The 21,996-nt window shown below is 73.0% G+C and carries 25 protein-coding genes; 17 read left to right on the top strand and 8 right to left on the bottom strand.

All coding sequences use genetic code 11. The features are described from left to right. Positions 1–14: 14 nt before the first annotated feature. From ACQ1X7_RS09600 to ACQ1X7_RS09610, 3 genes are all read right to left on the bottom strand, one after another. On the bottom strand, positions 15–572 hold the full coding sequence (locus ACQ1X7_RS09600) for a flavodoxin family protein (protein ID WP_432477955.1): 558 nt from the start codon (positions 570–572) through the stop codon (positions 15–17). A 132-nt stretch (positions 573–704) separates the two neighbouring features. Further along, the gene (locus ACQ1X7_RS09605) at positions 705–1,376 is read right to left on the bottom strand and encodes a cation diffusion facilitator family transporter (RefSeq protein WP_432477956.1); all 672 of its coding nucleotides are present in this window, start codon (positions 1,374–1,376) and stop codon (positions 705–707) included. Continuing rightward, positions 1,376–1,759, bottom strand: coding sequence for an ArsR/SmtB family transcription factor (locus ACQ1X7_RS09610; protein WP_432477957.1), 384 nt, complete (start codon positions 1,757–1,759; stop codon positions 1,376–1,378). The genes ACQ1X7_RS09605 and ACQ1X7_RS09610 overlap by 1 nt, the downstream gene beginning before the upstream one ends. Positions 1,760–1,856: 97 nt before the next feature. Between ACQ1X7_RS09610 and ACQ1X7_RS09615 the strand changes: the two genes are divergently transcribed. The 5 genes from ACQ1X7_RS09615 (at position 1,857) to ACQ1X7_RS09635 (ending at position 5,193) form a co-directional block, all read left to right on the top strand. After that, positions 1,857–2,114 (top strand): DUF2630 family protein, encoded by a 258-nt coding sequence (locus ACQ1X7_RS09615; protein WP_432477958.1) that lies wholly within the window; start codon positions 1,857–1,859, stop codon positions 2,112–2,114. Positions 2,115–2,121: 7 nt separating this feature from the next. Further along, the gene (locus tag ACQ1X7_RS09620; RefSeq protein ID WP_432477959.1) at positions 2,122–2,667 is read left to right on the top strand and encodes a GNAT family N-acetyltransferase; all 546 of its coding nucleotides are present in this window, start codon (positions 2,122–2,124) and stop codon (positions 2,665–2,667) included. A 76-nt stretch (positions 2,668–2,743) separates the two neighbouring features. Next, positions 2,744–3,712: a S1C family serine protease gene (locus tag ACQ1X7_RS09625; protein WP_432477960.1), complete on the top strand. Its 969-nt coding sequence runs from the start codon at positions 2,744–2,746 to the stop codon at positions 3,710–3,712. A 28-nt stretch (positions 3,713–3,740) separates the two neighbouring features. After that, positions 3,741–3,926, top strand: coding sequence for a hypothetical protein (locus ACQ1X7_RS09630; RefSeq protein ID WP_432477961.1), 186 nt, complete (start codon positions 3,741–3,743; stop codon positions 3,924–3,926). Between the two features lie 121 nt (positions 3,927–4,047). Next, on the top strand, positions 4,048–5,193 hold the full coding sequence (locus tag ACQ1X7_RS09635) for a ScyD/ScyE family protein (RefSeq protein ID WP_432477962.1): 1,146 nt from the start codon (positions 4,048–4,050) through the stop codon (positions 5,191–5,193). A gap of 81 nt (positions 5,194–5,274) precedes the next feature. On the opposite strand, the gene ACQ1X7_RS09640 is transcribed toward ACQ1X7_RS09635, so the two are convergent. Next, a complete protein-coding gene (locus ACQ1X7_RS09640; protein WP_432477963.1) occupies positions 5,275–7,830 on the bottom strand; it encodes a bifunctional FO biosynthesis protein CofGH in 2,556 nt (851 codons plus the stop codon). A gap of 125 nt (positions 7,831–7,955) precedes the next feature. Between ACQ1X7_RS09640 and ACQ1X7_RS09645 the strand changes: the two genes are divergently transcribed. From ACQ1X7_RS09645 to ACQ1X7_RS09670, 6 genes are read left to right on the top strand one after another with little or no spacing between them, the layout of a single operon-like run. Then, positions 7,956–9,311 (top strand): (Fe-S)-binding protein, encoded by a 1,356-nt coding sequence (locus ACQ1X7_RS09645; RefSeq protein ID WP_432477964.1) that lies wholly within the window; start codon positions 7,956–7,958, stop codon positions 9,309–9,311. Then, entirely contained in the window at positions 9,308–10,819 is a 1,512-nt protein-coding gene (locus ACQ1X7_RS09650) for an FAD-binding oxidoreductase (RefSeq protein ID WP_432477965.1), read from the top strand. The genes ACQ1X7_RS09645 and ACQ1X7_RS09650 overlap by 4 nt, the downstream gene beginning before the upstream one ends. Continuing rightward, on the top strand, positions 10,816–11,139 hold the full coding sequence (locus ACQ1X7_RS09655) for a hypothetical protein (RefSeq protein ID WP_432477966.1): 324 nt from the start codon (positions 10,816–10,818) through the stop codon (positions 11,137–11,139). The genes ACQ1X7_RS09650 and ACQ1X7_RS09655 overlap by 4 nt, the downstream gene beginning before the upstream one ends. Beyond that, the gene (locus ACQ1X7_RS09660) at positions 11,136–12,677 is read left to right on the top strand and encodes an APC family permease (protein WP_432477967.1); all 1,542 of its coding nucleotides are present in this window, start codon (positions 11,136–11,138) and stop codon (positions 12,675–12,677) included. Before ACQ1X7_RS09655 ends, ACQ1X7_RS09660 begins: the two co-directional genes overlap by 4 nt. Positions 12,678–12,711: 34 nt before the next feature. Continuing rightward, positions 12,712–13,761: an LLM class flavin-dependent oxidoreductase gene (locus tag ACQ1X7_RS09665; RefSeq protein ID WP_432477968.1), complete on the top strand. Its 1,050-nt coding sequence runs from the start codon at positions 12,712–12,714 to the stop codon at positions 13,759–13,761. Positions 13,762–13,800: 39 nt separating this feature from the next. After that, on the top strand, positions 13,801–15,255 hold the full coding sequence (locus tag ACQ1X7_RS09670) for an LLM class flavin-dependent oxidoreductase (protein WP_432477969.1): 1,455 nt from the start codon (positions 13,801–13,803) through the stop codon (positions 15,253–15,255). Here the strand turns inward: ACQ1X7_RS09670 and ACQ1X7_RS09675 are convergent. Continuing rightward, on the bottom strand, positions 15,245–15,823 hold the full coding sequence (locus ACQ1X7_RS09675) for a dihydrofolate reductase family protein (RefSeq protein WP_432477970.1): 579 nt from the start codon (positions 15,821–15,823) through the stop codon (positions 15,245–15,247). The genes ACQ1X7_RS09670 and ACQ1X7_RS09675 overlap by 11 nt on opposite strands. 110 nt (positions 15,824–15,933) lie before the next feature. Continuing rightward, positions 15,934–16,263: a glyoxalase superfamily protein gene (locus tag ACQ1X7_RS09680; RefSeq protein WP_432477971.1), complete on the bottom strand. Its 330-nt coding sequence runs from the start codon at positions 16,261–16,263 to the stop codon at positions 15,934–15,936. A 58-nt stretch (positions 16,264–16,321) separates the two neighbouring features. On the opposite strand from ACQ1X7_RS09680, the gene ACQ1X7_RS09685 reads away from it, so the two are divergent. The 3 genes from ACQ1X7_RS09685 to ACQ1X7_RS09695 are packed head-to-tail and all read left to right on the top strand — an operon-like array spanning position 16,322 to position 17,461. After that, the gene (locus ACQ1X7_RS09685) at positions 16,322–16,741 is read left to right on the top strand and encodes a DUF1801 domain-containing protein (protein ID WP_432477972.1); all 420 of its coding nucleotides are present in this window, start codon (positions 16,322–16,324) and stop codon (positions 16,739–16,741) included. Position 16,742: 1 nt separating this feature from the next. Beyond that, a complete protein-coding gene (locus ACQ1X7_RS09690) occupies positions 16,743–17,105 on the top strand; it encodes a DUF1801 domain-containing protein (protein ID WP_432477973.1) in 363 nt (120 codons plus the stop codon). An 8-nt stretch (positions 17,106–17,113) separates the two neighbouring features. After that, a complete protein-coding gene (locus ACQ1X7_RS09695; RefSeq protein WP_432477974.1) occupies positions 17,114–17,461 on the top strand; it encodes a DNA polymerase ligase N-terminal domain-containing protein in 348 nt (115 codons plus the stop codon). A 6-nt stretch (positions 17,462–17,467) separates the two neighbouring features. Here ACQ1X7_RS09695 and ACQ1X7_RS09700 read toward each other — a convergent pair whose 3' ends face one another. Beyond that, complete coding sequence (locus ACQ1X7_RS09700) at positions 17,468–18,274, bottom strand: Fpg/Nei family DNA glycosylase (protein ID WP_432477975.1); 807 nt, start codon at positions 18,272–18,274, stop codon at positions 17,468–17,470. 109 nt (positions 18,275–18,383) lie between these two features. Here ACQ1X7_RS09700 and ACQ1X7_RS09705 point away from each other — a divergent pair, with 109 nt between their 5' ends. Then, entirely contained in the window at positions 18,384–19,436 is a 1,053-nt protein-coding gene (locus ACQ1X7_RS09705) for an alpha/beta hydrolase family protein (RefSeq protein WP_432477976.1), read from the top strand. Positions 19,437–19,779: 343 nt separating this feature from the next. Here the strand turns inward: ACQ1X7_RS09705 and ACQ1X7_RS09710 are convergent, their stop codons facing one another. Then, positions 19,780–21,168: an MFS transporter gene (locus ACQ1X7_RS09710; RefSeq protein WP_432477977.1), complete on the bottom strand. Its 1,389-nt coding sequence runs from the start codon at positions 21,166–21,168 to the stop codon at positions 19,780–19,782. A gap of 168 nt (positions 21,169–21,336) precedes the next feature. On the opposite strand from ACQ1X7_RS09710, the gene ACQ1X7_RS09715 reads away from it, so the two are divergent. Both ACQ1X7_RS09715 and ACQ1X7_RS09720 read left to right on the top strand, forming a co-directional pair. Then, a complete protein-coding gene (locus ACQ1X7_RS09715; RefSeq protein WP_432477978.1) occupies positions 21,337–21,615 on the top strand; it encodes an HU family DNA-binding protein in 279 nt (92 codons plus the stop codon). Positions 21,616–21,685: 70 nt separating this feature from the next. Then, positions 21,686–21,982, top strand: a complete 297-nt coding sequence (locus ACQ1X7_RS09720; protein ID WP_432477979.1) for a DUF1905 domain-containing protein — start codon at positions 21,686–21,688, stop codon at positions 21,980–21,982. Positions 21,983–21,996: the final 14 nt, after the last annotated feature.

Here is a 21,996-nt window from a genome sequence, read left to right on the forward strand (position 1 = left end):
CGCCGCCCTCCCGCTCAGCCGAGGTCGCGGGCGGACTGCTCGGCGGCGACCCGGGCGGCGAGCCGGGTGCCCCAGGCCTGCGCGCGGCCGAGCTCGCCCTCGGCGAGCGGTCCGCGGACGTCCTCGACGAGGAACGCCTCCGGTGGGCCGAGCACCTTGAATCCGTGGCGACGGGCCAGCTTCGCGGCCGCGCGGCCGGCGGCGGGGAGCCGGCGCGCCTTCGTGGCGCGGCTGTCGAAGACCGCGACCACCGGGCGGTCGCCGGTGGGGTGGGCCGCCGCCCCGAGCCATTCCCGGAGGCCCGGCCCGGCATGCGACTCGTCGGCTCCCTGGCGGACCGCGTCGGCCCGGGTTCCCGGGCGGCTCAGGGAGAAGGCGTGCGTCGGTGCCCCGAGCACCAGCAGGTCGCAGGCCACGTCCCGGGCCGCCGGGGCGTCTCCGACCTCGACCAGCTCCACGTCGACGCCGCCCGTGCGCAGGCCCGACCCGACGGACTCGGCCACCGCGCCGGTGTTGCCGAACATCGACTCGTAGACGACGAGGGCACGGGTGTGCGGAGCGGTCGTGGTCATCAGGTTCCTCCTGCGGTCCGGCGGCACGATCCACGCTGCCGCCGCGGCCGGTCCCGCACACCGGCCACAGGTCCGCGACGGTCGGGACGTTCGGCCCGCCGGGAGGACCGGGTCGTCGGCGCTGCCGCGGCCTCAGGCGTGCCCGGCGTCCTCGTGGGCGTGAGGGTCGCCGGCCGGACCGCAGCAGCTCTCGCCGCGCCACGCCGCGCGGCCCTCCCGGACGGCGACCGCGGCGATCACCAGCCCGGCCAACGGGTCGGCCCACGACCAGCCCAGCACCGCGTTGAGCACCAGCCCCACCAGCAGTACCGCCGAGAGGTAGCTGCACAGCAGCGTCTGCGTGGAGTCGGCCACCACGGCGTTCGACCCGAGTGCCCGGCCCGTACGGCGCTGCGCCCACGACAGGAACGGCATGATCGCCAGCGAGGCCGTGGCCAGGCCGATGCCGACCGGCGAGGGGTCCGCCGCGTGCCCGGTGAGCAGCGCCCGGACCGACTCGAAGCTCACGTAGGCGGCGAGCGCGAAGAAGGAGAACGCCATCAGCCGCAGCGCCACCCGCTCGCGCGACTCCGGCAGCGGGTGGCGGAACTGCCACAGGATGATCAGGCCGCTGGACACCTCGACCACGGAGTCCAGCCCGAAGCCGACCAGCGCCACCGATCCGGCGACCAGGCCGGCGGCGATGGCGATGACCGCTTCGAGGCCGTTGTAGGCGACCGACGCCCCGGCGAGCAGCTGGGCGCGTCGCCCGAGCCGGGCCCGCTCGCGCGGGTCCAGGGTGGTGGCGTGCAGGTGGGTCGCCATCAGGCGGCTCCGGGGCCGGTGTCCACGCCGTGGGTCGGGCACAGCACGACCGCGTCGCCGGTCAGGGCGAGCAGCCGTTCGGTGGCGGCCAGCAGGTCCATCACCGTCTCGACGTGGTTGAGCGACCACATCGAGGCACGTCCCTCGGGTCGCGAGCTGACCAGGCCGCAGTCACGCAGGCAGGCCAGGTGCTTGGAGACCGTGCTCTGTGCCAGGCCGAGGTGGGCGGTGAGGTCGACGACCCGGTGCTCGCCCAGGGCGAGGTGGCGCACGATGGCCAGCCGGGAGGGCTCGGAGAAGCCGTGGAACAGGCAGGACGCCGCCGTCAGGGCCGCCGTCTCGTCGACCAGCTCTGTCACACCGTCCGTCGCTGTCATCGCCATGCAGCGATGCTAGCGCCTCGCGGCGTTCCCGCCCACACCGGCATGCGAGCGCGTCCCGGCCTTCCCTCGCCCGGGCGTGAGGCGCATCATGGTCAGCGTGACCACCCAGGACCGCCCGGACGCCGGGCCCCTCGAGCGGATCTCCGAGCTCGCCGACGAGGAGCACCGGATCCGCGAGCGCGAGTCGGAGGGCACCGCGACGGCCGAGGACCGCGAGCGGCTGCAGGAGCTCGAGCGTCTCCTCGACCAGTGCTGGGACCTGCTCCGCCAACGCCGCGCGCGGCGCGAGGCGGGCCTCGACCCCGGCGGGGCCGAGGTCCGGGATCCGGGCGTCATCGGCTCCTACCGTCAGTGAGTCGGCGGTGACCGACGCGACCACCGGGCCGCCGGACACCGCGCGGCTGCGGCTGCGCCGGTGGCAGCCGGAGGACGCCGAGGCGGCGCTCGCGACGTACGGCGACGAGCGGGTCGCCCGCTGGCTGCTGCCCGCGATGACGCAGGTGTCCGGTGTCGAGGCGATGGGCAGCCTCCTCGAGGCGTGGGCCGCCGAGGCCGAGCGGCTGGCGCCTCCCGCTGGTCGGTGGGCGGTGACCCGGCGTGACGACGGCGTGGTCGTCGGGGGCCTCGCGCTGCTGCCGTTGCCGCCCGGGGGCGAGGACATCGAGATCGCCTGGGCCGTGGCGCCCGAGCACCAGGGTCACGGGTACGCCACCGAGGCGGCGGCCGCTCTGCTCCGCTGGGGTCTGGAGAACGGCGCCGACGAGGTGTTCGCGGTGTCGCGCCCGAGCAACCAGGCGACCGAGGCGGTCGCGAGCAAGCTCGGCATGGAGTGGGTCGGCGAGACCGAGAAGTACTACGACCTCCGGCTCGAGGTACGACGGGTGCGGCTCGCCGACCTGGCCCGCTGACGGCTCCGGGACCGCCGGGGTTCCGCCCGTGGCGAACAGCGGGATCGATCGCGGACACCGCGGCGTTGGCCCGGGCATGGACGACCTCGAGCGCGGCGCCGACCCGGAGGGCACCGGGGAGGAGGAGGCCCTCGACGCCTACTCCCGCGTGGTCGTCGCCGTGGCCGAGAACCTCACGCCGCGGGTGGCGGCGCTCCGGATCCCGGGCCGCCGGGGCGAGTCGGCCGGGTCCGCGGTGGTGCTGAGCGCCGAGGGTCACCTGGTGACCAACGCCCACGTCGTGGGAGACGCCCAACGGGGTGAGGCGGCGTTCAGCGACGGCACGTCGTCCGGGTTCGAGGTCGTCGGCCGCGACCGGCTCTCCGACCTCGCGGTCATCCGCGCCGTCCGCGCGATCCCCGGTCCACCGACGTTCGGGGACGCCGACCGGCTGCGGGTGGGTTCGCTGGTCGTCGCCGTGGGCAACCCCCTCGGTCTCGCGGGCACGGTGACCGCCGGCGTGGTCAGCGCGCTGGGCCGCTCGATGCCGGCCCGCGGACGCACCACGGCTCGGCTGATCGAGGACGTGATCCAGACCGACGCGTCCCTCAACCCCGGGAACTCCGGGGGCGCCCTCGCCGACTCGCGGGGCCGGGTGGTCGGCATCAACACGGCGGTGGCGGGGGTCGGCGTGGGCCTCGCGGTGCCGGTCAACAGCACCACCGACCGGATCATCTACTCCCTGCTCCACGACGGCGTGGTCCGCCGTGCCTACCTCGGCCTGGTGACCGCCCCCGAGCCGTTGTCGCCCGCCTGGGCCGAGAAGACCGGCCGCCGGACGGCGCTGCGGGTCGCGGACGTCGTGCGCGGCAGCCCGGCCGACGTGGCCGGACTGCGGCCGGGCGACTCGGTGCTGGCGGTGAACGGGTCGGCCCTGGCCGACGCCCAGTCCCTGCAGCGGCTGCTGCTGGACGACGCGATCGGGGCGCGGATCGAGATCACGGTGCTCCGCAACGGCGCCCTGGTCGACGTCGTCGCGGAGCCGACCGAGCTCGAGGACCAGTAGCCCCGCCGGCACCCGCTACGGTCCACCCATGGCGGCAGGCACAGTCGTGGTGACCGGTGCGTCCACCGGGATCGGGGCCGCGACCAGCCGGCACCTCGCCGACCTCGGATACGCCGTCCCCCTGCGAGCGCTGGTCCATGACGCCGGGATCGCGGTGGTCGGCCCGGTCGAGGCGCTGATGGACGCGCTGCTCCGACGGGCGCTGCTCCGCTGACCCGAGCCGGGTGGTGTCCGAACGGACAATTTTCCTGATCTGGGGATTTTCAACAGCGGGCTCTCGCAGTACGTTCGGGGCCGGCCGATCTGACCGGCCCACTTCTGAACCGGGGGGATTCATGAAGCACGTACGTACCTTGGCGGCGCTTGCCACCGCCACACTCACCGCGATCGCGACGGTGCTCGCTGCGCCGGCGCAGGCCCAGCCCGAACCGGGCGTGGTCGTCGACGGGCTCACCGACCCGTGGGGCCTCACACCCATGAAGAACGGGCTGGTGGTCACCGAGTCCGGCGCCGGCCGGGTGCTGACCGTCAACCCGGACACCGGGCAGGTCAAGGTCGCCGTCGACGGGCTCGCGCCCTACTCGGCAGCCGGGGCCGCCAAGATCGGTCGCTGGTTCGCCATCGTCACCGGCGAGGCCGACCCGAGCGCACCTGCCGGCCCGTTCCCGGGCTCGTCGGTGCTGATCGCCAAGCGGCACGGGACGCCGACCGTCCTCGCCGACCTGCTCGCCCACGAGCTCGAGAACAACCCTGACGGCCAGACCCAGTTCGGGGAGGACGGCGCACCGCTCGACGCCCTGTCCAACCCGTTCTCGGTGATCCGCGCCAAGGGCAACCACGGCTTCGTGCTGGTCGCCGACGGCGGGGCCAACGACGTGCTGGCGGTGGACCGGCAGGGGAACGTCGAGACGTTCTTCGTGCCGCCGACCGTCAACACCGGTGCCTGCGAGGGGCTGCCGAACAACGACGAGAACACCGTCGGCTGCGACGCGGTGCCGACCGGGCTCGCCTACGGTCCCGACGGGCTCTACGTCTCGGCGCTGACCGCCGAGGTGCCCGGCGAGGGCCGGGTCTACGTCGTCGACCCGAAGACCGGCGACCTGATCCGCACCATCACCGGCTTCACCGCGCCGACCGGCGTGGCGGTCGACAAGCGCGACGGGACGCTCTACGTCTCCGAGCTGCTCGAGGGAGCACCGGCCGGTGAGCCCGGTCCGGACTTCGACCCGAGCACCGTCGGCCAGATCGTCAAGGTGACCCCCAACGGCACCCGCAAGGCGGCCCAGGTCACCATGCCCATCGGGCTGGTGCTCGACGGCTCGACGCTCTACTCCACTGCGTGGTCGGTGGCCGGCCTGTTCCTCGGTGCCGAGGGGCTCGGCCAGGTGGTCTCGGTCCCGAAGAAGATGTTCACGCAGCTGACCGGTGACCCGGCTCGCCGCCCGAGCGGACGGGCGTTCAGCCTCCGCCAGTTCCACTAGGCGCACCGGACGTGGCCCGGGTCCGTGGGACCCGGGCCACGTCGGCGCGCGACCAGGACGTCCCCGTGGACGTCTCGCGGCCTACGCACTCCCCTGACCGAGACCGACGAGCTCACCGGTCTCGCTGCGGTGCACGGGCCGGTAGAGCGTGGTCCGCTCCTGCACCGGACGACCGATCGCCTCGGCGATCCCCGCGAGCTCGGCGACGGTCTTGGCCGAGCCGTGCTGGGAGCCGGCCATCCGGCTGATCGTCTCCTCCATCAACGTGCCGCCGACGTCGTTGGCGCCGGCACCGAGCATCGCCCGGGTCCCGTCGACGCCGAGCTTGACCCACGAGGTCTGGATGTTGCGGACCCGCCCGTGCAGCAGGATCCGCGCCATCGCGTGGACGGCCAGGTTGTCGCGCAGCGTGGGGCCCGGCCGGGCGGCGCCGGCGAGGTAGATCGGTGACGAGGTGTGCACGAACGGCAGCGGCACGAACTCGGTGAAGCCGCCGGTCTCGTCCTGGAGCCGGGCGATGAGCCGGAGGTGCGCCACCCAGTGGCGCGGGTGGTCGACGTGGCCGTACATCATCGTGGACGTGGTCGGGATGCCGAGCCGGTGCGCGGTCGTCACGACCTCGACCCAGGTCCGGGTCGGCAGCTTCCCCTTGGTCAGCACCCACCTCACCTCGTCGTCGAGGATCTCCGCGGCGGTCCCGGGCAGCGATCCGAGGCCACGCTCGCGAGCGGTCGTGAGGAAGTCGGCGATGGAGAGGCCGGTCCGCACCGCGCCGTTGACCACCTCCATCGGCGAGAACGCGTGGACGTGCAGGTCGGGGACCCGCTCCTTCAGCGCCCCGACGAGGTCGAAGTAGCCGGTCGCCGGGAGCTCGGGGTCGATGCCGCCCTGCATGCACACCTCGGTGGCCCCGAGGTGCCAGGCCTCCTCGGCGCGGTCGGCCACCTCCTCGAGGCTGAGCGAGTAGGCGTCGGCGTCGGTCCGGCGCTGGGCGAACGCGCAGAACCGGCACCCGACGTAGCAGACGTTGGTGAAGTTGATGTTGCGGTTGACCACGTAGGTGACCGGGTCGCCGACCGTGTCCCGGCGCAGGTCGTCGGCGAGCCGGGTGACGGCGCGCAGCAGGTCACCCTCGGCGGTCATCAGCGTGAGCGCGTGGTCGGCGGTGAGGGCGCCGGGGTCCGCCTCGGCCGCCCGCAGCGCCTCGCCCCCCTCGGCGTGCAGCACCGCCGGTGCGCCCGTGGACCGGGCCGCCTCCCGGACGGCGTCCCAGTCGCCGTACACCGCGTCGAAGTCGCCGCGCCGGTCGCTGTGGCGGCCGACGGTGTCGACCGCGGTGTGCAGGTCGACCCGGCCGGCCGAGACGAAGCCACCGTCGGGCTCCTGCCAGGGCCGCCCGACGGGGAGTGCGCCGTCCCGCGCCAGCCCGTCGGGTCCCGCCAGCGCGGCGACGTGGGCGGAGAGCCGCGGGTCGAGCCAGGGCTCGCCGGCGAGGACGTACTCGGGATGCACGGTCAGCCGCGGCCGCAGCTGCAGCCCGGCGTCCTCGGTCACCCGGCGCAGGGCGTCGACCGCCGGCCACGGCCGCTCCGGGTTGACGTGGTCGGGGGTCAGCGGCGACACGCCGCCCCAGTCGTCCACGCCCGCGGCGAGCAGCGCGCGGCACTCGTCGAGGTCCACGAGGTTGGGGGGAGCCTGGACCCGGGCCCGGGGGCCGAGCAGGAGCCGGGTCACGGCGATCGTGGCGCGGAACTCGTCGAGCGGCAGGTCGGTGGAGTGGCGCATGGCGGTCTCGGGCTTGGCGCGGAAGTTCTGCACGATCACCTCCTGGACACCGGAGTACGCGCGGGAGACCCGGCGCAGCGCGAGGATCGTCTCGGCCCGCTCGGTCAGCGTCTCGCCGATGCCGACCAGCAGGCCGGTGGTGAAGGGGACCGCCAGCCGCCCGGCGTCCTCGAGCACGCGGAGCCGGACCTCTGGCGCCTTGTCCGGCGAGCCGTGGTGGGCCAGGCCCTTCACCTGGTGGAGCCGCTCGGAGGTCGTCTCGAGCATCATCCCCATCGAGGGCGACACCGGCTTGAGCCTGGTGAGCTCCTCCCACGTCATCACGCCGGGGTTCACGTGGGGGAGCAGCCCGGTCTCCTCCAGGATCCGCACCGCCATCGCCCGCACGTAGTCCAGCGTCGAGCCGTAGCCCCGGGACTCCAGCCACGCGCGTGCCTCGGGCCAGCGGTCCTCGGGTCGGTCGCCGAGGGTCAGCAGCGCCTCCAGGCAGCCCGCCCGCGCACCCGCGGTGGCGATCTCGAGGATCTCGTCCGGCGAGAGGAACGCCTCCCGGCCCTCCCGTGCGAGGTGACCGGGCGTGGTCACGAAGGTGCAGTAGTGACAGCGGTCCCGGCACAGCCGGGTGACGGGGATGAACACCTTGGGCGAGTACGTCACCACGCGCTCGCGACCCGCGGCGACGAGGCCGGCGTCGCGGACCCGGCCCGCGGCGACGCACAGGCGGTCCAGCTCCTTGCCGCGTGCCGCCAGCAGGGCGGTCGCCTCGGCCAGGTCCAGGGCCGCCCCGCGCTCGGCCCTCACCACGGCCCGTCGGACCTGCCGCTGGGTCGTCTCGTCCGCCTCGGTCACCACGGGGACATCCTGCTCCCTGACCCCCGAGGGGCGCATCCGGGGCACCTCCCTTGTGGCCCGGTGCGCTGGCGCCGTATCTTGCCGGGAATGTGAGGCAACTCACACACTGCCAGCCAGGAGCGCCCATGACACAGCTCGACCGGCAGGGGCCCTCGGACCCGGTCTTCGTCCCGTTCACCCCCGGCATGCGCGGCAATCCCGAGGAGCTCGCCACGATGCCCGACGAGATCGCCCGGGACTTCGAGGCACCGGCGGACCCGACGCCGACCGAGGAGTTCGCGGAGCAGTGGCGCAACGCGTCGTACAACTGCTACTCCTCGGGCCACAAGTTCTGCCGCGAGGTCTGCCCGGTCATGCAGGTGACCCGCAACGAGTCGTGGACGCCGACGGCGTTCCACGCCAACGTCGTGGCGATGGACCGCGGCGAGATGACGATCGAGGACGTCGCCGCCGACTACGTCAACTGCACGCAGTGCGGGGCGTGCGAGTTGCGCTGCCCCAACACGCTGTTCACCGGCGACTTCTACCGGTTCCGCACCCGCACCGTCGACGTCGTGAAGGCCGCCCGTGCGCTGGCCGTCGACAGCGGCGTGCACCAGCCCCGGTGGCAGAGCTGGAACGCCCGCACCGACGAGCTCACCCACGAGCCGGTGCTCGGCGAGACGCCGGTCAGCCAGGACCACGTCCGCGACTGGTCCGACGGGCTCGACCTCCCGATCGGCGGCGAGACCGTGCTGTTCGTCGACTGCGAGGCGGCGTTCTACCGGACGTCGGTGCCCCGCGCGGTCGCGCAGATCCTGCAGCAGGCCGGCGTCCTGTTCGGGCTGATGGGTGAGCAGTGGTGCTGCGGCGGACCGGCCGCCGAGATGGGCTACGTCGACCAGGCGAAGCGGTTCGCCCGTCACAACCTCGACAACTGGCGCTCCACCGGGACCCGGCGGGTGCTGGTCCTCGACCCGCACGACTACATCTCGTTCACCGAGGACTACCCGAAGTACTTCGGCGACGACTACGACATCGAGGTGGTGCTGGTCGTCGAGCTGTTCGCCCAGCTGATCCGTGAGGGACGGCTCACCCCGTCGGTGCCGGTCGAACGGACGATCACCTACCACGACCCCTGTCGGCTCAACAAGCGCAAGGGGATCTGGAAGGAGCCGCGGGAGGTGCTGCGGTCGATCCCCGGCCTGGACTTCAAGGACGTCGACCGGGTGACCCAGTGGTCCTACTGCTCCGGCGGCGGCGGTGGTCTCCCCGTCGAGAAGCCCGAGCTCACCGCGGCGATCTCGGCGGGCCGGCTCGAGAAGGCCTCGGCGCTCGAGGTCGACACCCTGGTCAGCGCGTGCCCCTGGTCGGAGCGGCCGCTCGGCGAGGCCGGCGACGCCGCCAGCATCGACGTCGTCGACATCCACGAGCTGCTCGCCGAGTCGCTCGGGATCACGGTGGGTGGCTCGCGGCGCGGGCCGGAAGGAGCGGGGTCGTGACCCTCCAGGCCGAGCGGCTCGACGACGTCGTCTCCGCGCTGCGCACCGTCCTGGCCGACGACCAGATCCTCACCTCCAAGCCCGACCGCTACAACCGCGCCCGGGTGCCGGCCCCCTTCCCGGTGCACCGCTGGTCCGAGCGCCTGCCCGACCTCGCCGTGCTGCCGACGAGCACCGAGCAGGTCGCCGGCGTGGTCCGCATCGCCAACGAGCTCCGGGTGCCGGTCGTCCCGCGCGACGGCGGGACCGGCCTCACCGACGGCGCGGTCCCGTTGCGGGGCGGGATCGTGGTCGACGTCAAGCGGATGAACCAGGTCAAGGAGCTCGACCTCGACAACCGCACGGTCACCGTCGGGACCGGCATCAACATGCTCAAGCTCAACGAGGTGCTCGGGCACCACGGGCTGATCTACCCCGACAACCCCGCGTCGTACCCCTGCTCGCTGGTGGGCGGGCGGATCGGCACCAGCGGGTGGTCGCTGATCGGCTCCCGCTACGGCCACACCCGCGACCTCGTGCTCAGCTTCGACCACGTCCTGCCGACCGGCGAGGTGCTGCACGTCGGCGACGGGATCGGCCACAAGGTCAGCAAGTCCTCCAGCGGCTACCAGCTCAAGCACCTGTTCATGGGTCACCAGGGCACGCTCGGGATCGCCACCGAAGCGACGCTGAAGCTGTTCCCCAAGCCCGAGGCCGAGCTCTCGCCGTTCTGGGCCTTCGACAACTACGACGACGCCTACCGCTGCGTCGGCGCGCTCGCCCGGGCCGGCGTCGCCACGTTCGCCGGAGCCGTGCTGTTCGACGAGTGGAAGGTCGCCTACCTCCGGCGCGACGACGAGGCCTACATCCCCCAGCCGAACGACGTGCGCGCGCTGGTCTGCTCGGTCATGTACGGGTACGAGGACGAGGTGCGGGCCGGCGGCAAGCGGCTGTTCCGGATCGCGAAGGAGCACGGCGCGCGCTACCTCGGCGACGAGATCTCCGAGGGCGACTGGGCGGCCCGGCACGACCGCTACGCCACGCCCCTGCACGGCCGCACCAAGGCCGGCCAGGTGGTGCCGATGAGCTGGCACTGCGAGGACGCCGCGGTCAACTACACAGCGCTCCCCGCGGTCACCCGGGCGTGGCACGAGATCGTCGCCGACCTGCGCCGGCGTACCGACGTGTTCGACGACTGGGGCATGTTCGCCTACACCTCGGCCAGCACGGGCGTCGACTACCTCACCGAGATCGACGTCGGCATCTGGGAGCAGCAGCTCGACGACCGCGCGTGGGCGATGTACGTCCAGGCCAAGCGCGACATCGCGGCCGTCGCCCTGAAGCACCACGGCTCGATCAGTGCCTGCCACGGCTCCTGCCGCGACGGCGAGGTCGACCTCGTGCCCGACGAGCTCGGGCGCGGCTTCGACGTGATGCTCGGCCTCAAGCGGCAGCTGGACCCGAACAACATCATGAACCCCGGCAAGTACCTCCTCGACCGGGCCTACGAGACAGGGGCCGAACGATGAGCGACCGGTCCGGCAACGGCATGCCGATCGGCTACCGGTACGCCGAGCAGAACACCCCGCCCGAGCCGACCAGGGTGTCCGACGTCGCCGTCACGACCCACGAGCACCAGTTCGAGGTCGACCCGCGGCTGATGGAGCGCTGGGTGCTCCAGCAGCAGTTCCCCAACTGGGACAGCCTGCGGATCATGAACAGCCGGTTCGACCACCTCGAGTGGATCCACCGGCACTTCGCATCCAGGGTCGTCACCGGCTCGGAGCTCCTCGCTGAGGTCGACGCCGAGGACGGCAAGGGGGACGGCGAGGGGGACAGCACGCGATGAGCCGGGTCTCCGAGAGCGATCCGGGCGCCCACCACCACCACGAGCACGACGCCGACGCCGCGGCCCTGGCCTCCCTCGGCTACCAGTCCGAGTTCCGGCGTGACATGAGCCTGTGGGCCAACTTCGCCCTCGGCTTCACCTACCTGTCCCCGGTGGTCGGCATCTACACGCTCTTCGCCGTCGCCCTCGTGACCGGCGGCCCGCCGATGATCTGGTGGCTGGTGATCGTCGGCGTCGGCCAGCTGCTCGTGGCGCTGGTGTTCGGCGAGGTGGTCTCGCAGTTCCCGGTCGCCGGGGGCGTCTACCCGTGGGCACGGCGGCTGTGGGGCCGCAAGTGGGCGTGGATGACCGGCTGGGTCTACCTGGTCGCGCTGCTCACCACGATCGCCGGCGTGGTCTACGGGTCCGGTCCCTACCTGGCGCAGCTGCTCGGTTTCACCGCCGGCACCCGGTCGACCGTGATCTGCGCCCTGATCCTGCTGGCGATCGCCCTCGCCATCAACCTGATGGGGACCAGGTGGCTGGCCATGGCCGCGATCATCGGGTTCAGCGCCGAGCTCCTCGGGGCCCTCGCGGTCGGCACCTGGCTGCTGCTCACCGAGCGCTACCAGAACCTGTCGGTCCTGTTCGACACCGAGGGGGTCGTCGACAGCAGCGGCAGCTACCTCGGGGCGTTCATGGCGGCCGCCCTGATCGGGATCTACCAGTACTACGGGTTCGAGGCCTGCGGCGACGTCGCCGAGGAGGTGCCCGACCCGACGCGACAGATCCCCAAGGCGATGCGGATGACGATCTACGTCGGCGGCGCGGCCGCGATCTTCGTGTGCCTCTCGCTGCTCCTCGCGGTCCAGGACTACGCCGCCGTCATCGACGGCACCGACGCCGACCCTGTGACCACGATCCTCCACAACGCGTTCGGCGAGACCGGGACCAAGGTCGTGCTGGTCGTGGTGATGATCTCGTTCCTGTCCTGCGCGCTCAGTCTGATGGCTGCAGCCAGCCGGCTGATGTACGCCTACGCCCGCGACGACATGATCCTCGGGTCGCGGCTCTTCCGGCACTTCCTGCCCCACCGCCACGTGCCGCCGTACGCGATGCTGGTCGGCGCGCTGGTGCCGGCGGTGATCGTGCTCGGCTCGGTGTTCTCGACCAAGGCGCTCACCTCGATCATCTCCTTCGCCACCCTCGGCATCTACCTCGGCTTCCACATGGTGACGTTCGCGGCGCTGCGCGCCCGGCTGAAGGGCTGGGTGCCCGGCGGACCGTTCTCGCTCGGCCGCTGGGGGATGCTCGTCAACGTCGCGGCGCTCGCCTACGGCGTCCTCGCCATGGTGAACATGGCCTGGCCGCGCACCCCCGACGTGCCCTGGTACGACAACTGGCTGGTCGCCCTCTCGGCCGCGGTCGGCGTCGGCGTCGGCGCGGTCTACATGGTCCTCGCGCGCCCCTACGAGCACAGCGAGGCGATCTCGGGGGACGCGATCCACGGGCCGCTCGGAGGGCCCACGGAGTCGGCCGGCGCCGGCCACGAACGGTGAAAGCAGCAGGGGAGCCCTCGAGAAGGAGTCAAGGATGAGGTTCAGCTATGTGATGGTCCCGACGTACCCGCTGAGCGAGTCGCTGGCCACCATCAAGAAGGCCGACGAGCTCGGCTACCACGCGGTGTACGCCGCGGACGAGACGTGGTGGAAGGACCTCTGGCTCCTCTTCGCTGCCGCGGCGGGGCAGACCAGCCAGATCCGGATGGGCCCCAGCGTGTCCGGCGTCGTGCTCCGCGAGCCCACCCTGATCGCGCAGGCGGCCGCCACCCTGGACGAGCTCAGCGACGGCCGCGCCGAGGTGGTCCTGTCGAGCGGCAACTTCGGGTTGCTCTCCATGTACGGCATCGACTGGCGCAACACCAAGCCGCTCTCCCGGGTCAAGGAGGGCGTCGCGGTGATCCGCACCTTCCTCGACGACGGCGCGATCACCCACGAGGGCGAGTTCTTCAACTACGGCGGCCTGTTCACCTTCGCGCGCCCGGTGCAGGACCGGCTGCCGGTGAAGATGGGCGCCATGAAGGGCCCGAAGTCGTTCGAGGTCTCCGCGGAGTTCTCCGACGGGTGCCACCACGCGCTCAGCTACACGCGCGAGGCCTACGAGTACATGATGGAGCACTGCACCATCGGCGCCGAGCGGGCCGGCAAGAACGTGCAGGACCTCGACCTCGCCGCCTGGGTGGTGTTCTCGTGCGGCGAGGACTCCGCGAAGGCCAAGGACGCCGCCCGCAGCATGGTCGGCCTCTACGCCTCCTCGATGCCCGACGACCAGCTCCGACGCAACGGCGTCGAGCCCGAGGAGATGGCGCCGATCATCGAGGCGATCGGTGCCGGCGACATGGCCAAGGGCATCGAGCTCACCACCCCCGAGATCGCCGAGCGGTTGTCGATCGCCGGGACGCCCGAGGAGTGCGCGGAGAAGATGCGGCGCGAGATCACCTCGACCGGCATCAACCACCTCATCCTCGCCGTGGTCGACAAGGCGATGGTCCAGGCCCTGATGGGCCGGGAGATCGAGGGCGTCCCCGACGTCGACACCCAGCTGCAGCTGGTCCACGACCGGGTGATGCCGACGTTCGCCTGACGGGCCGGCGGCCGGGGGTCGATGCGTCAGACTGCGGGCATGCGGCTCCCGGACCCTGCCCTGGTGGTGCTGGTCGGGGCCTCCGGCTCGGGCAAGTCCTCGTGGGCCGAGCAGCGCTACCGCGCCCAGGAGATCGTCTCGTCCGACGGGCTCCGCGGCGTGGTCGGGAGCGGACCCCACGACCTCGACGCGTCCGCCGACGCGTTCGCGCTCCTCGACACGATCGTGTCCGCGCGGCTGGGCCGGGGACTGACGACGGTGGTGGACACCCTCGGCCTCGACGCCGAGCGCCGGGTCGCCTGGCGTACGGCGGCCGCCGAGGCGGGTCTGCCCGCCGTGGTCGTCCTGCTCGCCACCGACGAGGCGGTGTGCCGACGGCGCAACGCGGCCCGCGACCGGCCGGTCCCCGCGCCGGCGCTCGCCCGCCAGCTGCGGTCGGTCCGCGACGCGCGCACCGCGCTCGACCTCGAGGGCTGGGACCAGGTGGTGCGGGTCGAGCACGAGTCCGCGCCGCCGGAGCCGCCCGTCGCGCCGACCCCGGCCGCGGGTGAGGACCGCACCACCAGCCAGGGGCTGCGACTGGTCCTCCAGGTGTCCCGCTTCCCGTGGGGGGAGGACCCGCTGGCCTGGCTCACCGGCATCGCGGGGGCGGCCGACGAGGCGGGGTTCGCGGGGCTGGCGGTGATGGACCACCTGATCCAGATCCCCCAGGTCGGCCGCGCCTGGGAGCCGATCCCGGAGCCCTGGGTGACGCTCGGCGCGCTGGCCGGCCTCGGGACGGGGCTCGACCTCGGCACCCTCTGCACGCCGGTGACGTTCCGGCCCGCGGGCGTGACGGCCAAGGCGGCGGCCACCCTCTCGGCACTCACCGGCGGGCGCGCGTTCGTCGGGATCGGGGCCGGCTGGTGGGAGCGCGAGCACGCGGCGTACGGGTTGCCGTTCCCCACCGCGCGGGAGCGGCTCGACGAGCTCGAACGGGCGATCGTGACCCTGCGGGCACTGTGGGCCAGGGGCACCAAGGCCTACGCCGACGACGAGGTGTCGTTGCCGGAGACGACGTGCTACCCGCGGCCCGCCGGGCCGGTCCCGGTGATCGTCGGCGGGTCCGGCGAGCGCCGGACACTGCGGATCGCGGCCCGGCTCGGCGACGCCTGCAACGTGCGGGCCGGCGACCCGGAGGTGCTGCGGCACAAGATCGGCGTGCTGCGCGACCACTGTGCCGACGTCGGCCGCGACCCGGCGGACGTCGCGGTCACCGTGCTCGACCTGCCCGTGGTCGGCCGGGACCGCGACGACGCGTGGCGTCGCGTCGAGCGGCACCGCGGGCGTACGGCCGCGGCGGCGTACGCCGCCCAGACCCACGCCGGCACCGTCGCCGACCACCGGGACCGCTACGCCGGGCTGGCGGCCGAGGGCGTGTCGACGGTGTTCCTCGCCACCCGCGACCTCGACGGTCCCGACGACGTGCTCGACCTCGCGGGGCTCACCGCCTGACCCGGTAGCGCAGGTGCAGCACCCGCGACCCCTGGACCACGATGTGGGGGTCCTCGAGCAGGTGCTGGGCCGCGACGGACCCGAAGTAGCGCTTCCCGGTCCCGAAGACCACCGGCACCACGTCCATGGCGACCTCGTCGACGAGGCCCGCCTCCAGGGCCTGGCCGCCGACGTCCCCGGCCGCGACCCCCACGGTCTTCCCCTCACCGGCGAGCTCCCCGGCCAGCGCGATCGCCGCGGGGACGTCGTCGACGAAGTGGTACGCCGCCTCGGGGTGCCAGCCCTCGGGCTTCGGCCGGTGCGACACGACCACGACGTGGTCCCCCGCGGGCGGCTGCCCCTCCCAGCCGTTCGTGATGTCGAACAGGTGGCGGCCGATGACCATCGTGCCGATGCCGTCCCACGTCGGCCGGGTGTAGTCGTAGGACGCCCGGGTGACCTTGAAGTCCTCGCCCATCAGGGGGACGTCCCCGTTGGAGTACCACTCGAAGAGTGGCCCGATGTCGTCGTGCGCGTCGGCGATGAAGCCGTCGACCGAGACCACGTTGTGCATCACTACCGAGCTCATGTCCTGCTCCGTCCTGGTGCGGCCTGCCACCGCCACCGCTGGGGTTCGTGCAGGTGCCGACCGGGAACGCGTTCTCAACTCATCGGTTGACAACGACCTGTGTGTCACGCTCAGGGTGCCGTGGCCACCCGGACCCGGTTGGCGTCGGGGTCGGCGACCTCGCACTCGCGGCCCCAGGGCATCTGCTCGACGGGTACGCCGAGCTCGGCGGCGACCCGGTCGACGTCGTCGACCCACAGGTGGAGCAGCGCGGGTCCGGGGGCGTCACCCGCGTGCTCGGACAGGTAGACCCGCGCGTCCTCGCGACCGATCCCCACGAACCAGGGCTGGGTCCCCTCGAACCGGTGCCGGAACACCTCGGTGAACCCGAGCCGGGCCCACCAGGCCAGCGACCGCTCGACGTCACGGACCCGGAGGGTAGGGACGGCGGTCGTCGGCACCCGTCGATCGTAGTGCGCTGCCCCTGCCGGGACGGCTGCTGCTGTGCCACGCTGGACCATGGCCGACGACCGACTGACCAAGCCCGGACCCGCCGACGCACGGGCGTTCCTCGACGGGGTTCCCGACGACCGCCGCCGGACCGACGCGCTGGCGGCCCTCGACCTGATGCGCGAGGTCACCGGCGCGGAGCCGGTGATGTGGGGGAGCTCGATGATCGGGTTCGGCACCCAGCGCTACACGACCGCCGACGGCAAGGAGCGGGAGTGGTTCGCGGTCGGGCTGTCGCCGCGCAAGGCGTCGCTCACCCTCTACGGCCTGACCTACTACGACTCCAACCGCGACCTGCTCGAGCGCCTCGGGCCCCACACCACCGGCAAGGGCTGCCTCTACGTCAAGCGCCTCGACGACCTCGACCGCGACGTGCTGGTCGAGCTGGTCGAGCGGAGCTGGGCGACCAACCACTCGACGGCGGACTGAGGTGGTCGACCGGCACCACCCGGACGTCGACGCCTGGTTCGAGACCTACGAGAACCCGCAGAAGGACCTCGTCCAGGCAGTGCGCGACGTGGTGCTGGGGGCCGACGACCGGGTGACCGAGACCATCAAGTGGCAGGCACCGACGTTCGTGTACGCCGGCAACATCGCGTCGTTCTACCCCCGCTCGAAGCAGCACGTCTCGCTGATGTTCCACCAGGGCGCGTCGCTGCCCGACCCCGAGGGGCTGCTGGAGGGGGAGGGAGACACCTCCCGCGTGGCGAAGTTCGCCGACGCCGACGACCTCGCTGCCAAGGCCGACGCGCTGCAGGGGCTGGTCCGCGCCTGGGTCGCGGCCCGCGGCTGAGTGCCCCGGTGAGCCGTCCGCTGTTCGTGCTCCACGAGCACGACCGTCCCCAGCACCACTTCGACCTGCGGCTGGAGGAGGACGGCGTGCTCAGGTCGTGGGCGGTGCCGCGCGGGCTGCCGACCGACAGCCGGCACGACCGGCTCGCCGTCCCCGTCGACGACCACGAGCTGGAGCACGCGACCTACGAGGACGACGACAAGAGGATCGCCGACGACGGCTGGTGGGAGCTGGAGGACCGCAACGACCGACGGTCGGTGTTCGTGCTGCACGGACGGGACGGCGCGCGTCGGTACGCGCTCATCGACACCGGGAGCGACGCGCTGCTGCACCTCGTCAGGGACCAGCCCGGCTGACACGGGTCAGGTCTGCTCCACGGCGCAGAACCACGTCGTACGACCGCCCACCGTCGCGCGCTCCATCGCGCCGCCGCAGCGGGGGCAGTGGTCGCCCGGCCGACGGTGGCCGATCAGCTCGCCGGTGTGGACCCCGCCGCGGCGGATCGCCCGGCGCGTCGCCCGGCGCAGCGCGCGGTGGAGGGCGGTGAGCTGGTCCGCGTCGAGGGAGTCGACGCGGCGTCGCGGGTCGAGGCGCGCCTGCCACAGCGTCTCGTCGGCGAGCAGGTTGCCGACACCGGCGACCACGCCCTGGTCGAGCAGCCTCGCCTTGACCGGGGCGGTGCCGCGCGACATCCGCTCCCGGAACTCGGCCACCCCGACCTCACCGGCGTCCGGTCCGAGCCGGCCCAGGTCGGGGTCGAGCCGGACCCGCCCGAGCCGGCGCTTGTCGAAGAGCCGCAGCACGCCGCCGTCGGTGAACCGGACCGTGAACCGGTCCCAGGCCGGGTCGCGGTCCGGGTCGGTGGCGCTGAGGCCCCGGACCCGGTCGCCGCCCTCCACCGGCTCGCCTCCGGCGTCGGTGACGACCAGTCGGCCGCTCATGCCGAGGTGGAGCCCCAGCACCGCCGCTCCGGAGGTGTCGCACCACATCGCCTTGCCCCGCCGGTGGGCGGCCGTCAGCACCTGCCCGACCAGCGCGTCGCGGATCTCGCCCGGTGGGTGGGGTCGGCAGACCCAGGTGTCCTCGTCGTCGACGTCGGCGATCTCCCGGCCCAGCGCGCCCGCCTCGACGACGGCACGGGCACTCTCGACCTCCGGCAGCTCGGGCATGTGTCCATTGTCGTCCGAGGGGGGTTTGGCGGCTCGACGACAATGGGGCGAGGCCACCGACGGGAGCGAGATCGTGCGGACCCACTCGCGGACAGGACGACCGGGCGGGATGCTGCTCGTGCTGGCGCTGGTCGCCGCGGGGTGCAGCACGACCGAGGAGGCCGGCGGGGCCCGTCCTGCGGGGAGCGACGGCGCCGGTCCCACCGGCACCGCGGCACCGTCGCCCGAGGGCCAGCCGTCCGAGGGTGGCGCGACCATCGACGCCGAGCCGGTCCGACCGGTGTCGGTGCTCGGTCTGGCCGAGCAGCGGCACCGCGGCGACCGGTTGCGCCTCGGCGCGGTCCGCGAGCAGACGGCCGACTACACGTCGTACGACGTCACCTACCGCAGCCGCAGCACGACCGGCCCGGACCAGCAGGGCGAGGAGAGCTGGACGATCAGCGGTGTGCTCAACGTGCCGACCGGCCGGGGGCCGTTCCCGGCGGTGGTGCTCGCCCACGGCTACATCGACCCGGCGATCTACGAGCGCGGCCAGGGGATGACCCGCGAGCGCGGCTACCTGGCCGGGCGCGGCTACATCGCCCTGCACGTCGACTACCGCAACCACGCCGCGTCCGACGACGACCCGGACTACCAGCGCGAGATGCGGCTGGGCTACACCGCCGACGTGATCAACGCCGTCAAGGCGCTCCGGTCCTCCCGCGAGGTGCCGGTCGACGACGACCGGGTGGCGCTGTTCGGCCGGTCGATGGGCGGCGGCGTGATCCTCAAGGCCCTGGTCGCCGAGCCCGGGCTGGTGGGGGCGGCGGCGCCCTGGGCGTCGGTGTCGTCGTGGGAGGCCGACAACTACCGGCAGTTCATCCGCGGCGACCCGTCCGACTCCGCGATGGTCAGCCACGGCACCCCGGCGCAGAACCCGCAGTTCTGGCGGGAGAACTCCTCGCGCCCGTACTTCGACCGGATCACCGAGCCGGTGCTGATGGTGCACGGGCGCTTCGACGACACCTGCCCGCCGCCGTGGGCGACCGCCACCCAGCGGGCCCTGGTCGCGGCCGGCGTCGACTCACGGCTGCAGTGGTACGACGACGGCCACGCGTTCGGGCCGGCGTTCTTCGCCGCCATGGACCGGACCGTCCGGTTCTTCGACGCCCAGCTCGGCTGACCGCCGTCCCGGTTGAGCGTCCCTCGCGCGCGCTCTGACCTGGGTCGCTGAGCGGGGCAGGTCCCAGCGCGGCGGTTCGGGTTCGGGCACTGTCCCCGCCGGCGTCGGGCCGGCCGGGACCGGGGCGAGGATGACCGGCCGGCACGGGACGGTGCATCGGGGGCAGCGGTGGTCGGACCGGCCGGTGCTGCCCTGGGCCACGCGACCTCCGAGGCCACCAACGGCGAGCACCACGAGTCGGGCGTGCGGTGCCCCCGGCCGACGGTGCCATCGGCTGCGAGCTGGCCGACGACGGAGCGGTCGACGGTGTCGGCGGCCAGGGTCACCTCGCCACCCGTAGCGGTCAGCGTCGTGAGGTCGCCGGGCTCCGGTCGCGGCTGAGGACGAGCACGGCAATGGCTCCGGCGACCATCACCAGGCCGATCGACACCAGGCCCCACCGGGCGGCGCCCGTGGTCTCGGTCAGGAAGCCGACCCAGTAGGGGCCGGCGAAGCCGGCGAGGTTGCCGATCGAGTTGACGACCGCGATGCCCGCCGCCGCGGCGGCGCCGGTCAGGAACGCCGTCGGCAGCCGCCAGAAGCCCGGGAAGGACGCCATCACGCCGACCGCGCACACGAACAGGCCGGCGTACCCGACCCACGGCTGCGTCGAGGCGAACGCCGTGGCCGCGAGTGCCACCCCACCGACGGCCATCGCGACCGTGGTGATCCGGCCCGGTCTCCCGGCCCGGTCCACGAACCGGCCCACGACGACGATCGCGACCGCGCCCACGACGTAGGGCGCCGCCGTGAGCAGCGTGACGTCGAGGTTGTCGGCGATGCCGAGGCTCTCCTTGACGATCGTCGGCAGCCAGAACCCGATCCCGTAGAGCCCGAAGACGATCGCGAAGTAGATCAGCGAGAGCGTCAGCACGCGCGGGTGGCCGAGGCTCCGCCACGCCGTCAGGTGGCCACCCTCGCTCTCGGAGTCCTCCTGCGCGAGCCGCGACTCCAGCCAGTCCTTCTGCGTAGGTGACAGCCAGTCGACGTCGGCCGGCCTGTCCGGCAGCCAGGCCAGCAGCAGGAAGCCCAGGATGATCGTCGGGATCGCCTCGACGATGAACAGCCACTGCCAGCCGGCCAGGCCCCAGACGCCGTCCAGGCCGAGGAGCAGGCCGCCCAGGGGAGCGCCGATCGCGGTGGAGAGCGGGACGGCGGCCATGAACCAGCCGACGGCGCGCGCCCGCGCGTCCGCGGGGAACCAGAACGTCAGGTAGAGGATCATCCCCGGGAAGAACCCGGCCTCCGCGATCCCGAGCAGGATCCGGATGACGTAGAAGCTGGTCTCCCCGACGGCCAGCGCCTGGGCGCCGGCGACGATCCCCCAGGTGACCATGATCCGGGCCATCCAGATCCGGGCGCCGACCCGGTACATGATCAGGTTGCTCGGCACCTCGAAGACGAAGTAGCCGATGAAGAACAGGCCGGCGCCGAGGCCGAACGCCGCGGCGCTGATCCCGAGGTCCTCGTTCATGGTCAGCGCCGCGACGGCGACGTTGGTCCGGTCGAGATAGCTCAGGAAGTAGCACAGCCCGAGCAGCGGCAGCAGCCGCCGGGCGACGACGGCGTAGGTGCTCGAGGCGAGTGCGCTCGTGTCGGCGGGCAGGGTGGCCATGGGGTCCTCTCCGTGGGGCGTACGCCGGGCCGGTGCCCGCGGGAGGACCAGGAAGACCGTTCCCGAGGTGTCGGCCACCGGCCATCGTGGCCACGTCCGGCGAGCGACCGCAAGCGGGGTGCCCACGACGTGGCCGCGGCGACCCGTCGACGGGCCCTTTCCGCGGCGCGTCGGGCACCGGGAACCTCGCCGTGGTCCGGGTCCGCTAACGTCGGGAGGCGTCCACGAACCAGATGGAGGGGACTCATGAACCGCACCGAGCTGAAGAACGCCGTCGCCGAGCACGCCGGCCTGAGCGGGGCCGACGCCGACCGGGCGCTCGACGGCGTCCTCGAGACGATCGCCGCCGCCCTCGCCGGTGGTGACAAGGTGACGATCGCCGGCTTCGGCACGTTCGAGGCACGGCACCGCGCCGCCCGCACCGGCCGCAACCCGCAGACCGGCGAGCAGATCCAGATCGCCGCCAGCACCACCGCCGGCTTCAAGCCCGGCAGCGAGCTCAAGCGCCGCCTCAGCGGCAGCTGACCACCGGCCCGGGACGGCGCGACGAGCGCCGTCCCGGGTGCGCGTCACCGGGAGCAGGCAGACTGCCCGTGTGGAGCTCGTGTTCAGCGGTGACGTCTTCGAGTGGCGCGGTCCCGCGCCCTACTTCTACGTCGCGGTCCCCGACGACGACAGCGACGACATCAAGGAAGCCTCCCCGATGCTGACCTACGGCTGGGGCGTCATCCCGGCCCGGGTCACCGTCGGCGACACCGTCTGGGAGACCTCGCTGTTCCCGAAGGACGGCCGCTACCTGGTGCCCCTGAAGGACGCCGTACGCCGGGCCGAGGCGATCGGCGAGGGCGACGTCATCGACGTCCACATGCTCCTCGGGGGGCGTGACGGATGACCCGCCGAGACGGA

This window comes from Nocardioides sp. GXQ0305, assembly GCF_050880345.1.
Classification (GTDB): domain Bacteria; phylum Actinomycetota; class Actinomycetes; order Propionibacteriales; family Nocardioidaceae; genus Nocardioides.